General features: G+C 35.0%; 11 protein-coding genes and 1 other RNA gene. 3 read left to right on the forward strand and 9 right to left on the reverse strand.

Going from position 1 to position 14,861, the window contains the following annotated elements:
- Window positions 1-205: 205 nt before the first annotated feature.
- The 5 genes from rnpB to L3049_RS04390 form a co-directional block, all read right to left on the reverse strand.
- An RNA gene (gene rnpB / locus L3049_RS04370) (RNase P RNA component class A) lies at window positions 206-569 on the reverse strand.
- A gap of 428 nt (window positions 570-997) precedes the next feature.
- Window positions 998-1,354: a four helix bundle protein gene (locus tag L3049_RS04375; RefSeq protein WP_275108574.1), complete on the reverse strand. Its 357-nt coding sequence runs from the start codon at window positions 1,352-1,354 to the stop codon at window positions 998-1,000.
- Window positions 1,355-1,457: 103 nt separating this feature from the next.
- Complete coding sequence (locus tag L3049_RS04380; protein ID WP_275108575.1) at window positions 1,458-2,642, reverse strand: SPOR domain-containing protein; 1,185 nt, start codon at window positions 2,640-2,642, stop codon at window positions 1,458-1,460.
- Window positions 2,643-2,790: 148 nt separating this feature from the next.
- Complete coding sequence (locus L3049_RS04385; protein WP_275108576.1) at window positions 2,791-4,683, reverse strand: OmpA family protein; 1,893 nt, start codon at window positions 4,681-4,683, stop codon at window positions 2,791-2,793.
- A 195-nt stretch (window positions 4,684-4,878) separates the two neighbouring features.
- Complete coding sequence (locus tag L3049_RS04390) at window positions 4,879-6,114, reverse strand: S-adenosylmethionine:tRNA ribosyltransferase-isomerase (RefSeq protein ID WP_275108577.1); 1,236 nt, start codon at window positions 6,112-6,114, stop codon at window positions 4,879-4,881.
- 159 nt (window positions 6,115-6,273) lie between these two features.
- Between L3049_RS04390 and L3049_RS04395 the strand changes: the two genes are divergently transcribed.
- Window positions 6,274-7,302, forward strand: a complete 1,029-nt coding sequence (locus L3049_RS04395) for a Smr/MutS family protein (protein WP_275108578.1) — start codon at window positions 6,274-6,276, stop codon at window positions 7,300-7,302.
- Between the two features lie 115 nt (window positions 7,303-7,417).
- Here L3049_RS04395 and L3049_RS04400 read toward each other — a convergent pair whose 3' ends face one another.
- The 3 genes from L3049_RS04400 to hisJ form a co-directional block, all read right to left on the reverse strand.
- Window positions 7,418-8,068, reverse strand: coding sequence for a LysE family translocator (locus tag L3049_RS04400; protein ID WP_275108579.1), 651 nt, complete (start codon window positions 8,066-8,068; stop codon window positions 7,418-7,420).
- Between the two features lie 54 nt (window positions 8,069-8,122).
- Window positions 8,123-9,928: a bifunctional lysophospholipid acyltransferase family protein/GNAT family N-acetyltransferase gene (locus L3049_RS04405; RefSeq protein ID WP_275108580.1), complete on the reverse strand. Its 1,806-nt coding sequence runs from the start codon at window positions 9,926-9,928 to the stop codon at window positions 8,123-8,125.
- A 262-nt stretch (window positions 9,929-10,190) separates the two neighbouring features.
- The gene (gene hisJ, locus L3049_RS04410; protein ID WP_275108581.1) at window positions 10,191-11,030 is read right to left on the reverse strand and encodes a histidinol-phosphatase HisJ; all 840 of its coding nucleotides are present in this window, start codon (window positions 11,028-11,030) and stop codon (window positions 10,191-10,193) included.
- A 204-nt stretch (window positions 11,031-11,234) separates the two neighbouring features.
- Here hisJ and L3049_RS04415 point away from each other — a divergent pair, with 204 nt between their 5' ends.
- Together L3049_RS04415 and L3049_RS04420 are read left to right on the forward strand one after the other, a co-directional pair.
- Window positions 11,235-13,070, forward strand: coding sequence for a YgiQ family radical SAM protein (locus L3049_RS04415; protein WP_275108582.1), 1,836 nt, complete (start codon window positions 11,235-11,237; stop codon window positions 13,068-13,070).
- A gap of 100 nt (window positions 13,071-13,170) precedes the next feature.
- Window positions 13,171-13,899 (forward strand): tetratricopeptide repeat protein, encoded by a 729-nt coding sequence (locus L3049_RS04420; protein WP_275108583.1) that lies wholly within the window; start codon window positions 13,171-13,173, stop codon window positions 13,897-13,899.
- Here the strand turns inward: L3049_RS04420 and mnmL are convergent, their stop codons facing one another.
- Window positions 13,900-14,853, reverse strand: coding sequence for a tRNA modification radical SAM protein MnmL/YtqA (gene mnmL, locus L3049_RS04425; RefSeq protein ID WP_275108584.1), 954 nt, complete (start codon window positions 14,851-14,853; stop codon window positions 13,900-13,902). It lies immediately after the preceding gene.
- Window positions 14,854-14,861: the final 8 nt, after the last annotated feature.

Here is a 14,861-nt window from a genome sequence, read left to right on the forward strand (position 1 = left end):
GCAATACTAAAAAAGTAAACTTACCCTAACAACAGTCCAATCGGAATACTATTAACTGACCAGCATGACATTAAGACAATCCGCACTTACCTAACTTTCCATCACTTGATTAAAAGCCGATTCAGTAAAGCATTTCATTCACTTATCAAGTAATCCGACAAAAAAAAAAAGACCAACTCAAAAGAGTTGGTCTCTGATTTTTTTAGATAAAGGCAAACCTATAAGCCGGGTCCTGTTTTCCCCGAAAGGAACTTCTATCATTTATCTAGAACATAGGTCACCCTATGTCTCGAGCAATCTACCCCCCGACATCGACCGAGTAAGATCTACAACTGTCGGTATACTTGATCTTGCAAGCCATGAGGCACACAGCTACCTATGTTACCATAAGTACTGGTGAGCTCTTACCTCACCTTTTCACCCTTACCCCATTTTCGAAAAAACAGGGCGGTTATTTTCTGTTCCACTACTATAAGCTTTCGCCTATCTTCCCGTTAAGAAGCATGGTACTCTGCCTTGCCCGGACTTTCCTCTCTTTCTTACGAAACAGCGATAGAACGGTTTGCCGCTGCAAACTTAAGTATAAAGGAAAAAGTAAACAAGGGGAAAGGAAGAAAAACAATGAACAAGGGGAAAGTTTCAAGTACCATGTTTAAAGCTCCAAGTATAAAGTAACAAGGAACAAGTGTAAAGTACCAAGTAAGAAGTTTCAAGGAGCAAGTGAAAAGCTCCAAGTATAAAGTAAACAAGGAGAAAGGAAGAAAAACAAGGAACAAGTAAAAAGCTCCAAGTATAAAGTAACTAGGAACAAGTGTAAAGTAAGAAGTTTCAAGGAGCAAGTGAAAAGCTCCAAGTATAAAGTAACAAGGGGAAAGGAAGAAAAACAAGGAACAAGTGGAAAGTTTCAAGTACCATGCTTAATGCTCCAAGTATCTAAATTAAAGAAGAAAGTAAGAAGGAGAAAGATTAAAGGGAAATTAAAGGAGAACAAAAAATATTACTTTTTGCATTTCCTGGATACTTTTGAATGTATTGAGCCTAATATTTTCATCAACTCTAATGATTCATGTTCGAATTTTATCCAGTCCGCGTTTTCTTTAGAAATGGCATTTATTATCCTTATCCAATAATTTGTTTCGCGAATTTCTTTTACAGAAATGGCTACTTTGTTAGAAAAATCAGCATTTGAGACAGCTGCCTGTGCTTCCTCGTAATTTGCTCCAACAGAAGTGGCTGATTTAAGAATTTGATAAGAAATTACTTGATATTCTCTAGTATTTGGAAATAAGCGAACTTGTTTTATAACGCCCACAGAAAATTTAAACAATCGACTTTGTAAATCATTTTGTTTCACGTAGCTTGATATTTTACACTTACAATATTCTTTATACTTCTCCCCCTTAGTACTTTTTCCTTTAACCTTTTTACTTCAAGATTAATCCTTATTCACTTGAAACTTATAATCGAACAATAAAAGCATCAGCATAACCCTTTTCTCGTACTTCGCGAAGTTGACGACGACAAACCCAGTAATTATCGTAGCTCCCATAAAAATATCGGTACAGCTCATCTTGTTTGTCAAAGGTTCTGGTTAGATCTTTAAAGTTGATACGCTTTACACTCATTTCAGATTTACTAGCCAGTACCTGAATGGCGAATTTCGCGTTCTTAGTAAGTTTTGAATTACTTGTTGCTGAATTCTTTGTTGATGGTATTTTTATTTTGGCTTGACTAAATCCAAGATCTCTTAGCTTTTGAACTGCTTCGTCAGCCAACTTCTTATCATTATAATTACCAATCTCAATTGTGTAATATGGCTTTTTTGAGATTTCAAGAGATCCTAATTCATAATAATAGTCAACATATTCTTTACCTCTCATTTTTCGCCCCATATTGTAAGATCCCTTTTCGGCAATCAATTTTTTAGGAGCTGCTATTTCTTTTTTCGCTCTGTATTCAACCAACTCTCCTTTGTTAACAACTGCAAGATTGGCATTAGGAAAACCCGACAAAACTTCATTTTTCAAATATTTTTGAGCATCTCCAACATCCTCAAAACGACCTAACACATAATGATACTTTCCTTTGTTCTGAAAAACTTTTACAGAATTATGTGGTGCAAAACTTTCAGCATTTAAAACGTCTTTGCTTTGCTGAAGTACAATTGTGTAGAAATATTCTGTTCCAATATTATTTAATTTACCAATAGCTACCTCTGCAGCTTTATTCTTCTGTACACTTTGCTTGGTAATCTTTTTCTTTTTGATTTGGTCTTGATCATCCTTTTCTTCAGAAAGAACACTCGCTATTTGCTCAGAAGAAAACGTCGTATGCAAATCTAGAACTTTAGCGTCTACATAACCATAACTTTTAACCGTTTCAACCAATTTCTCTGCATCACCTTTATTGCTAGTTAAGCCTGACAGGTAATGATACTCTCCATTTTCACCATTAAGCTCAACCACACCTTCAATCTCCTCAAAATAGTCAGTATACACAGGGTATTTAAACTTGGCTATTTCGACGGCATAGGTTGTTCCACCAGCAGTAGAACCAGCAAAATTAATATCGAAAAAGGAAGAAAAGGAACCAATTGTTCCAGCAGTTAAGAAAAAACAGATTAAAAAGTAGATATTTCTCATAGCAAGTGGCAGAATAGCGTGTCGGATTATTGCATAAAAATAACAAAATTTAACAATAGTAAATATAATAAAATACTTATAAACCAATAAAAATATAGAAAATAAAATATCTTAAAGTCAATCAGATAGCGACTAGTAGACTTCTTATTTATTCCAAAACAATCAATAATTCCAATCGCCTATTCTCCTGATGTTCCTCTTCCGAACAATCAGCAAGATCGAAACATGCATTTAATATAAACTGCTCGCCCCATGCATCCACCTCAACCACAGATGATTCCAAACCTTTTTCGGCCAAATATCGCTTCGCTTTCTTTGCCTGCTCCACTGAAACCTCCATATTACTTTGCTCGTCGCCAATCGCATCCGAATGCACATTAATCTTAATTTTCACTTCAGGAAAAGCCTTCCAAAATCGATACAAACGATCTAAAATCCCCTTTGCTTTTTCTGAAAATTCGGCTTCATTTTTCTGATAATAGATGTTTTGGAATGAAATTTTCTTATTTGGATAAGCAATCGGAAGTAAATCTTCCACAAAAGAGAAGCCACTTTTTCTCACTATTGGCTTCATTTCAATTTCAATCTTCTCTTTTTCTTGAGAAGGATTGTATTCAATCAATTTATCCTGATAATTCTCCTTGCTCAATACTATTTCAAACAATACACCGCTTCGTTTTTCATCTTTCAAAATTGAAAACTGGTAATATCCAGCTTGATTTAACAGAAACTCAACAGGGAATTCGGTATCCCCAAAAACTTTTCGAACTTGCACATTCAAATCATCAATGACTTTTCCAGACTGACTATCCTTCACTCGAAATTCTACATCGTCTTTGGTGTTCATTTCCAATTTGTAAATTTGATCTCTCAACCCTCGATCTGCTCTATCAGACACAAATAAAAGATGTTCACGATCTTTAAAATCAAGAATTGAATAATCAGAAAACTCAGAATTGTAAGGCATACCAGGATTCTTTACTGGAGCCCAAGTACCATTAGGATATTTCTCTGTAAAAAAAAGATCTAGCGCACCATATCCTCCATGACCATCGGAAGAAAACCACAATTGATCATTCTTTACTATTCGTGGATAAATCTCATTCTGAAATGTATTTATGGTACTGCCAAGGTTTTTTGGCGTAGTCCAATTGCCATTATCAAACTCACTCACATACAAATCCATACCACCAAAGCCACCTTTCATATCCGAAGCAAAATACATTTTTCTACCGTCCGAAGACAAAAATGGATAGCAACATGAATATTTTCGAGAACAGAAGCCCAAACTCTCTTTTGCCTGCCACTTTCCGTCTTTTATTTCTGCAACAGCAATTTCCATCTGCTGCTTTCCTTTACGAGTAAACCAACGAGTGTAATATAATCTAAGTCCATCAGGAGACAAACAAGCCGCACCAATATTGGTTTTAGCTTCTAAACTTTTAGCAAATGCTTTCGCAGATTCATAAACCGCATTTTCATATGCCGATACCACCAATTGATGGGCATTTCCTTTTTTTAGCATCCCTTTGGAGGTATTGGAATAGACAATTCCATTTGCAAAAGAAGATATTCCTAAACATTTCCCTTTGGGCTGAGCATTAATTTTTATCAATTGAAGCTCTTTTGAAGCATTTCGAAATGCAATCAGTTCATCTATAGCCTTCAAATTCCGCTCTACCTCATTGAGATCTGCTCCGCTTTCTTTTGCTCTTTCATAGATAAGGATAGCTGCTTCAAAATTATCCTTTGCAAGATGAATTTTCGCTAAGCTTAAAAGGTCTTCAGATTCTCTCTCTCCTTCTGGAATCAAATCATAAAAGCTTTCCGCCATCTTATAATCTCCCAATGTGAAATAACTCTCAGCAATTTTTCGATTCAGCTTAGCAGTTTTATTTTGAACTTTTTTGTACTGAAGAATGGCTTCAACATAATCTCCCTTATTAATGGCTCTATCACCCTTTTTAAGGTATTTATCCTGAGCTAGAAGACTAGATTGAATTAGCAAGAAAAGAAAAAGGAGTCTTAATTTACTGATCATACTTTACATCTATTAGAAGGTGAACATAAACTAAAATTAAGTCTTTTTTAAAAGAAAACAAAGCAAGTACAACAAAAAGACAGACAGCACTAAAGCTCCTAGTTAACATCAAAGCGTAAATAAAAAAACCACCTTCAATAAAGGTGGCCATATAAATATCATGTAAATTGAGCAATAAAAATACACTCAATAGAACTATCCTTTCATTAACAAAGAGCTATCTCCATAACTTAAAAAACGAAAATCATTCTCTAAGGCATACTTGTAAATTCTTTTCCAATTATCACCTACGAGTGCAGAGATTAACAGAAGCAAGGTACTTTGTGGCTGATGAAAATTAGTCACTAAACCAGAGATTACCCTAAATTCATAACCTGGAGCAATAATAATTTGGGTAGCCGCATTAAATAGTGCAAGTTCTTTTTCTTGCATGTAATCACACAAGGCCTGATAAGACTCTTGCCTACTGTAAGTATCCGAAAGCTGGTAAGCTTCCCACTGTTCCAACAAATGAGGATTCTCTTTTCCTTCTAGCACTTTCACACCCATCCAATACAAACTTTCCAAGCTACGTACCGAAGTTGTTCCCACTGCAACAATTTGCTTTTCGGCCTTTATTATATTCTGCAAACTATCGGTGCTTACCTGAATATGCTCTGTATGCATTTCGTGATCACCAATAAGTTCTGTTTTAACTGGCTTAAATGTACCAGCACCAACATGCAGCGTTAGTTCATTTCTTTGAATATTTTTTGAATCAAGCTCTTCAAAAACCTCATTGGTAAAATGCAATCCTGCCGTTGGCGCAGCAACTGATCCCTCGAACTTAGAATACACTGTTTGATATCGAAGCAAATCTGTTTCCTCTGTGTCTCTATTCAAATACGGAGGAATCGGAATCTTTCCTGTTTGCTCTAAAACATCACTAAAGCACAATTCTGAGTGATCCCAGGAGAAAATAATCTCTTGAGAACCGTCTAAATTCTCACCTTTTTCAGCACTTAAAAAATACTCTTTCCCTTCTACGAAAAAAGGCATTTTCAATACACCAGATTTCCATTTTCTGGCATTACCAACAATACATTTCCATGATGAAGATTCACATGTCTGAAAAGCCAAGTTATAATCTGCAGGAGCCAAAGGTTCAAGACAAAAGATCTCGATACGTGCACCTGTTTCTTTATAAAAAATCAAACGTGCCTGAATCACCTTGGTATTGTTGAATACCATAGTCGTTCCCTCCTCTAATTCGCTTGGTAACTTATCAAAAATAGACGCTGCGATCTCTCCATTTTTATAAACTAACAATTTAGATAAATCTCTGCTTGTTAAAGGATGTTTCGCAATTCGATGATCCGGTAGATCATAGGTGAAATCTGATATCTGAATTTGTTTGGCTTCCAAACTATCTGTACTTGTACTCTTATTCATCTGTAATATTATTACGCTAGCCTTCTATAATAAAAAGAGGCCTTGCGAATTGATTCGCAAAAATAGCTAACTTTGTCGGAATTAGAAAACCTGTTGGCAATTTCTCAAAAGCTAGTGAACAATTGAGAAATCTATTGCCACCATAAATCAAAATATAAAATGCAAATAAATATAGGTGACAAAGTTCGTTTCTTGAACGACGTTGGTGGAGGTACGGTAACAAGAATTGTAGACGCAAAAACTGTAATGGTTCTAAACGAGGAAGATGAATTTGAAATTCCTAGTTTAAAAACGAACCTAGTTGTGGTTGAATCAGCTAATGGTGGCGACACTGCTCCAGCAAAACAAAATACTGCAATAGGAAAAAACTCTACCGTCTCAGATCAAAAAAATGCACTTTTTGTTGAAAAAGAGGAAATTTATGCTGCTTTTACGCCTCGTGAATCTTCAGATCCTACGGATAGTCCTCTTGAATTGTATCTGATTAACGATACCAATCACATTCTACTTTACAATTATTACCACGAAATGGGTGACGGCCTTGAAGGCATAACTGCTGGTAATCTTGATCCAAAATCAAAAATAATTTTAAGAGAATACGATAAAAAAGAGCTTAACGAACTTAGCAATTGTCATTTTCAGATCATCTATTATCAACAAGGAAAATCAAGCATTAAAACCCCATTAAACAGAGAAATAAAACTTCAAGCTGTTAAATTCCACAAATCTTCAAGCTTTAGAGAAACAGCTTACTTTCATCAGGATAGCTTCCTACATAAATTAACAGGCGAGCTTCTAGAGTATAAAATTGAAGAATTGAGCAACAAAGAATTCAAGCAAGCAATTCGCGAAAAAGAGCATTCAGGAAAATCAGCATCTTCACAACCGAAGGTGAAATCCTCAAGTGATATTTTAGAGGTAGACTTGCACATCAATGCGCTAATCGATTCTGTTACTGGCCTATCAAATGCTGACATCTTAGAATATCAATTGAATAAATTTCACGAGGTTCTTAGACAATCCCAACATGAAAAAGGCAAAAAGATTGTTTTCATCCACGGTATAGGAAACGGAACACTAAAACAAAGGGTTCAAAACGAATTGAAGCGAAAATACAGAAAGCACTATCAGCAAGATGCTTCTTTTAAAGAATATGGCTGGGGTGCAACCATGGTTACGATTCGATAGGTAAGGATAAAGTTACAAGAAGAAGGTATCAAGCATTAAAAAAAGTTTTAATCTTAAAAATACAAAAGCCCTTGGTTATTTTACCGAGGGCATTTTTTTTTATCACAAGATCAACTTATTGATGTATAAAAGATTTAATGGGCTCGAAACAAGCTAAAAAGGCAAGAAAACCAAGCGCTGCAATAATAATTCCAGATGTTTTATTGATCCAAAACAATTGTTTTAATCTGAATTTTTTTCTGAAAATATTAATAATGGTTGACAAGGTATACCACCATAAAGCTCCACCAAGCAACACTCCTAAAATTAAAAACAATTCGATTCTTAGCGTTGGATTACTACCAAAAATAGAAGCTCCCGCAAAAACAGCAACAAACACAAAAACCGCTATTGGATTAGAGGCTGTCAGGAAAAAGATGGAAACAAAATCACCTAACATTCCTTTTTTTCCAGTTTTATGGCCTCCACGAATCTGTTTGATTGGATTGGTTAGAAAAATTCGGAGACCAACATAAACCAAAAAAATACTACCAATTAACTGAAGGTAAAATTCTTGTGTTTTAATAAAACTAAGTACCATTCCCAAACCAAAAGCAGCAACCGTGGCATAAAACATATCGGCAACAGCAGCTCCGGAACCAGAAATAAAACCAGCAAGTCTTCCTTTCTGCAGTGTTTTTTGGATAATTAAAACACCAATTGGGCCTAATGGTATTGACGCCATGAGACCTATAACAATTCCTTTAATTATATATTGAATATCCAATTATTCGTCTTTTTCAGTTAACAAAATTGCTCGGCAAAGTTCGTAAAATATATGCTAAAAGTCGGCATCTTCGGTCGAAAATCTTTTCAAAATCGTATCGTCCTTAATTTCTTTTGTCAACGACTCAATCATGTTAACTGGAACATCAAATAAATCGACAACAATTAACCCATCCAAACAATCATTAAAGTTAGGATCGATATTGAAACCTACAATCTTAGCGTTTAGAGAAATATACTTCTTTAAAAGTACAGGAAGTTTGTCATTGGAAACTTCGAAATCGCCAATTAACTTATCCAGTTTATTAATGTCGCTCTTTGCCGCTTCAAGAAGAATGTCCATATCAAGACCTTTAACCTTGACCTTGAATTTATTACGTGATTTAATAAACTGCCCCATTTCATAATCGAAATAGTTACGCATAATAAACTTGATAATTAAATCCTTTGAGGTGTTAGAATATTCATTGCTTATACTTACCGGGCCAATCAGATATCGACATTCAGGATTTTTAAGCAAGAAATACATAATACCTTTCCACAGCAGAAAAAGTGGCATTGGTTTTCTTTGATACTCTTTAACTATAAAAGAACGTCCCAATTCGATTGATTCCTTCAAGACAGGCTCGAAGGCTTTCTTCATTTTAAATAACGATTGAAGATAGAAACCTTTCAATCCATATTTATCTAAAATCTCTTTCCCCTTACCTACTCGATAAGCTCCAACAATTTTCTTCTTTTCTTCGTCCCAAATAAAAAGCTGATGATAATACAAATCGTACTCATCAACGTCGATACTCTGATTCGTTCCTTCTCCTACTTCGCGAAAAGTAATTTCCCGTAAACGACCAATTTCATTAAGAATATTAGGCAATTTAGAAGATGGCGCACAATACACCACAAAATTTCTACTCTTGAACAAGAGGTGTTCTTGAGCCAAGCTTTCCACTTCACTTTTTATCAAAACAGGATCAACAGGCGCAATAATTTCTTCAACTTTCTCCTCTTTTGCCTTACGCTTGAATTGATAAAATTTCTTTACCTCAATTGGTGTTCCCAGCATATAGGTTTTAGCACGAAGAAAACGCCCGTATTGATTAATATCTGAAAATCCCTTTTGGTCTTTTACAGAAATTGGGTTTCCAATACGAATACGAATGGTTTTATTCTTCTTATTTAATAATTCTGAAGGCAATTTCACCGTCCTCAAAACAGGATGAATCATCCCCATTAAATAAAAAATTAAACTATTACTTCCCTGAAAATGGATAGGCACAACAGGTACTTCAGCTTTCTTTATAAATTTAAGAATTGAAGGTTGCCACTGTTTATCTGTAATATTCTTGGATTCTGACTGGTAAGCTGAAACTTCACCCGCCGGAAAAATTCCTAAAGGAGCTCCATCACTCATATGACGTAAACCTTCCTTTATGCCTCCCATACTTGATGCAACACCTTTTCTGTCTTCAAAAGGATTAACACCTAAGAAACAATCTTTTAATGGCTCTATTTTCTGAAGTATGAAATTCGCCATCACTTTAAAGTCGGGGCGAATATCGCTAAGAAGTTTAATTAATAAAATCCCATCAATCCCACCAAAAGGGTGATTTGAAATACTAATAAAGCTACCGTCTAATGGAATTCTTTTCAACTCCTCCTCATCAAATTCAAATTTGATTCCAAGGTCATCAATTAAGCCATCGATAAACTCAACGCCTGATTTTTCACAGTTTGCAGAATACAAATCATTCAACTTGTTCAAACGTAAAATATACATCAATAGCTTAGCAAAACTCTCCCCTCCAAACCAATTGAGACTTTCACTTGCTTTTAATAAATCTTTGGGATCAACCAATTTCATATATTACACGTTCTATAAGGTTGTCCCGAATAACATCGGGTGTGATATGCTAAGCACAACCTCTTATTAAGGAGGTTTATCACTTAACGTATCTACAGTTTCTTTATTTTAAACTCTTTATATTTTTTTTTTAATATAGGCCAACAAGACTAACAACTTCACAAATCCATGAATGCAGGCCTTTTCAATTGAGTAAAAATAGTATTATTTATCAATATTTATATTGATTTTCTCATTAAAAAATCAACATTATTGTTCGTTTTTACAATGGTAAATTACACCACGTATCACCCTCAAACACTCGAACTGAATCAAAACCAATATTTTTAAGCATTTCCTGAGCTGTATCAAAGACTGAAATTAATTCGTCTACATGATGAGCATCACTGCTAATAGTAACCGGAATATTATATTTTAAACATTGTTTCAAAAAATAAGTATCTGGAAAAAATGTGCTTGACTTTTTCTTGTAAATTCCTCTTGTATTTACCTCGACAATACAATCAGATTCTTTCAAGGCAATAATAGTTTTATCCAACAAATCAGTATACCATTTTTCATCTTCAGAGAAATAGCGCCCTTTATTATTCATTTTCACCTTGTCGATATGCCCAATAATATCTGGCTTTTGTGTTGCAATCATTTCAATTACCTGATCAAAATAAGCGCTTACTGCTTTCTGTATATTTCCATTAAAAAGAACTTCAACACCATGAGTGAAATTTGTGTCTGGGCCATCAAGAAACCAAAACTCATCATTTGAATTCACCTTCACTAAATGAACAGAACCAATTGTATAATCTAAGGAGGCTTTTGCCTTAAAACTCTCAAAAGAAGCCGTCACATTAGGAATGTAATCAATTTCTAATGAGCGATAAACATCAATTTCGGAGGAATACTTCAACTTTAGCTCCTCTATTTCCTCAACATAAGCTTCAAGTAAAATCTCATCCATACTCCATGGCTCTTTAGCAGGAAGAGGAGCATGTGAACTAAAGCCAATACTTTGCAAGCCCAAGTCAATCGCTCTAAGTACCATTTCTTCGGCTGTACTTTTGCCATCGCAATAGTTAGTATGTGTATGATAAGAGAAATATTCCATTACAATTTGTTTTTTCGCAGTAAAGATAAGTCATGACATGTTTCAAACAAAGTCTGCACAGCACTAAAATCAGGCGTTAGCACAGTAATACTATTCAAAAAAGGCAAATTACAGTATGAATTCCTTTCTATATAGTCATCTCAACACGATTCCTTCTTTAAAATGTTTTTAAATAATACTATCTTTGCAGTAATTACACGACATATGACAGAGAATCGCAAATTAAGAACGGAAAATTGGCTTCCTACATCAGCCAAAGAGGTAAAAGAAAGAGGCTGGGAAGAATTGGATGTCATTTTATTTAGTGGTGATGCCTATGTTGATCACCCCTCCTTTGGCTCTGCTGTTATTGGTCGTATTCTTGAGAATGAAGGCTTAAAGGTAGCAATTGTACCTCAGCCCAACTGGCAAGATGATCTTCGCGATTTTAAGAAATTAGGGACACCCCGTCTGTTCTTTGGTATTACAGCCGGAAATATGGACTCTATGGTCAATCATTATACGGCCAATCGTCGTTTGCGCCATGATGATGCCTACACACCTGATGGAAAACATGGTTTCCGTCCAGATAAACCAAGTATTGTTTATTCACAAATTCTTAAGAAATTATATCCCGATACCCCCATATTACTTGGTGGCATAGAAGCTTCCTTGCGCCGCCTTACGCATTACGATTATTGGCTGGACGAATTAAAGCCAAGTATTCTTTGTGAGAGTGCTGCTGATTTACTTGTTTATGGAATGGGTGAAAAACCTTTAAAAGAGATCGTGAGATTACTAAAAAAAGGTGTTCCTTTTGAAACCTTAACAACTATTCCTCAAACCTCGTTTATCGCAAAGAAAGATGAGGATTATGCAACGAAGAAAAAATGGGAAATTCAGGAATTATATTCTCATGAAGATTGCTTAAAGGATAAAAAGAAATTTGCCGGTAATTTCCGTCATATCGAAATGGAATCGAATTCGATGATGGCAAAGAAACTGGTTCAAGATTATAAAGATTCTCAGATTATTGTGAATCCACCTTATCCGGTAATGAAAGAAAAAGAACTGGACTCTATTTTCGATTTGCCATACACAAGAATGCCGCACCCCCGTTACAAGGATAAGAAAATTCCTGCCTACGATATGATTAAATTCTCTATCAACATGCATAGAGGATGTTTTGGAGGTTGTTCGTTCTGTACAATTTCGGCTCATCAAGGTAAATTTATTGCCAATCGCTCTCAAAAATCAATCCTTAAAGAAGTTGAATACGTAACTAAAATGCCAGACTTTAAAGGTTATTTGTCTGACTTGGGTGGTCCATCAGCCAATATGTACCAGATGAAAGGTATTTTCGAAAGTATTTGTCAAACCTGTAGACGACCTTCTTGCATTCACCCTAACGTTTGTCCTAACTTAAATACAAGTCATAAGGCCATGCTTGATATTTATAAGGAGGTTGATAAAATTCCCGGTGTAAAGAAATCTTTTATTGGTAGTGGTGTTCGATACGATTTAATGTTGCATAAAACTAAAGATGAAGAAACCAACAAGTCGAATAAAGCATATGCTGTTGAATTAATTAAGAACCACGTGTCTGGCCGACTGAAAGTTGCACCAGAACATACTTCTGATGAAGTTCTGGACATCATGCGTAAGCCTTCGTTTAAGTTATTTTATGAACTAAAAAAATTCTTCGATCAGATAAATAAAGAGGAAGGGTTAAATCAACAGTTAATACCTTACTTCATATCCAGTCATCCTGGTTCGCAAGGTGTTGATATGGCTGACTTAGCCGTTAAAACCAAAGAGCTTGACTTTAAATTAGAGCAAGTTCAGGATTTCACACCCACACCAATGACAGTTGCAACGGTTATTTATTATTCGGGTTACCACCCTTATACTATGAAAAAAGTTTATACGCCTAAAACAAAGCAAGATAAACTCTCGCAGCGTAAATTCTTATTCTGGTATAAAAAGGAATATCGAAATGCGATTAAGACTGAACTCATTAATATGGGAAAGAAAGACATATTGACCAAGCTTTTTAAATAACTGAGCAAAAAAAACAGGCATTTGGTAATAATATGCGCAATAATAAAAACCTCTTTTTTATTATTGCGTATATTAGTCATATAAACTCTAACGACTATACATGACTAACTTCTACCTAAAAACTACTGCTGGTATTTTATTGATTGTTCTTATTTTCATAATTTTTGGTTGTGAAAAATCCAAAGAAGATCGAGCCAACGAGAATGCTATTGAATTACTGGAAGAGAAAAAATACGCTGAAGCGATTAAAGAATTTTCCGAAATAATTAAAGGAGACAAAAACTATCTTCCTGCCTATTACAATAGAGCAATTTGCTATTCTTTCTTAAACAAAAACAGAGTTGCGATTCAAGACTTGAATTTTGTTATTTCTAAACAAAAATTTGAAGAAGAAGCTTATTTAAACAGAGCAATTCTATTTGAGAATCAAAAGAATTACAAATCTGCGATTAAAGATTATTCACACTTACTTTCTATTAATCCCAGGAACATTAAAGCACTGCACTTTCGTGGAATCTGCAAATACTACGAAAAAGACTACAAAGGAGCTGTTGAGGATTATAATATTTCTATTAAATATGGCCTAAACTCTTCGGGTGTTTATTACAACAAAGCGGTTGCTTTAGATTGTTTAGAATCTTATGCAGAAGCAATAAAAGCCTATGACAAAGCAATTAAGATCGACAAAAAATTAACACGAGCTTATTTCGCAAGAGGTATTGCCAATCTTAAAAACGGAAACAAGAAAGCTGCTATTGCTGACATTAAGAAATCTGAAAAATTAGGTTTCCCAAAAGCGAAAAAGGCACTTAAAGAAATCAAGGGATAATTAATCTTTTACTTGGAATAATTTCCCTTGCCAAGTATCTCTTTCAACCAGTTTCTTATCTAACTTATCAACAAACTCAAAGTTTTTGATTCCCCATTTTGGTGCAATCAACCAGCCTTTTGGTGCCTGATTTATAAATCGTTCGAGCGTCACATTCGGATTGATTTGCTCGATAACATCAACCACAAAATCGAGATACTCTTCCATTTCGAACAAATAAAATTGCTCAGGCTTTTCTTCGTATTGCTTAGCCATGGTAGTGTTATTCAAAATCTGTAATTGGTGCAACTTTAAAGTGTCAATAGGTAGATTAGACAATTGAACAGCGTGTTTGATCATCATTTTAGGCGTATCAAAAGGCAATCCATTCACCAAATGAGCTCCAATGTGAATTCCTCTGTTAGCGGTTTTCAGGATTGTATCTTCTGCTTCTTGGTAGGTATGACCACGATTAATCGACTCCAATGCCAAATCATTCACTGATTCCACACCATACTCAATACTGATATAATAATCTTTAGCCAGTTCCTCTAAATACTCTAAAAGAGATTCTGACACACAATCAGGACGAGTTCCAATAACCAAACCAATTACCTTATCGTGCGATAATGCTTCCTCATAAATCTTTTTCAAATGATCGATGTGACCATAAGTATTCGAGTAAGCCTGGAAATAAGCAAGATAGTATTGTGCTTTGTATTTGGCATTGAAAAAATCGATTCCTAAAAGTATTTGCTCACTAATGGACTTTTTAGGGCTACAGTAAGCTGGATTAAAGCTGTTGTTGTTGCAATAAGTACATCCGCCAACACCTTTACTCCCATCCCTATTAGGACAAGTAAAGCCGGCATCTATTGATATTTTCTGAATTCGCTCCGAAAATCTTCTTTTGAAAGAACTTGGAAAATCATTATACCTTTTATTCTTCCCCCAAGGAAATTGCATATCAGTCATAGTCCATT

Origin of the sequence: Labilibaculum sp. DW002 (genome assembly GCF_029029525.1) — a bacterium.
Taxonomy (GTDB): domain Bacteria; phylum Bacteroidota; class Bacteroidia; order Bacteroidales; family Marinifilaceae; genus Paralabilibaculum; species Paralabilibaculum antarcticum.

Excerpts from the sequence above, each read along its gene's own strand:
- L3049_RS04385 (WP_275108576.1), bottom strand. The coding sequence starts at position 4,683 with ATGATCAGTAAATTAAGACTCCTTTTTCTTTTCTTGCTAATTCAATCT.
- L3049_RS04395 (WP_275108578.1), top strand. The coding sequence starts at position 6,274 with ATGCAAATAAATATAGGTGACAAAGTTCGTTTCTTGAACGACGTTGGT.
- mnmL (WP_275108584.1), bottom strand. The coding sequence starts at position 14,853 with ATGACTGATATGCAATTTCCTTGGGGGAAGAATAAAAGGTATAATGAT.
- L3049_RS04405 (WP_275108580.1), bottom strand. The coding sequence starts at position 9,928 with ATGAAATTGGTTGATCCCAAAGATTTATTAAAAGCAAGTGAAAGTCTC.
- hisJ (WP_275108581.1), bottom strand. The coding sequence starts at position 11,030 with ATGGAATATTTCTCTTATCATACACATACTAACTATTGCGATGGCAAA.
- L3049_RS04415 (WP_275108582.1), top strand. The coding sequence starts at position 11,235 with ATGACAGAGAATCGCAAATTAAGAACGGAAAATTGGCTTCCTACATCA.
- L3049_RS04390 (WP_275108577.1), bottom strand. The coding sequence starts at position 6,114 with ATGAATAAGAGTACAAGTACAGATAGTTTGGAAGCCAAACAAATTCAG.
- L3049_RS04380 (WP_275108575.1), bottom strand. The coding sequence starts at position 2,642 with ATGAGAAATATCTACTTTTTAATCTGTTTTTTCTTAACTGCTGGAACA.
- L3049_RS04420 (WP_275108583.1), top strand. The coding sequence starts at position 13,171 with ATGACTAACTTCTACCTAAAAACTACTGCTGGTATTTTATTGATTGTT.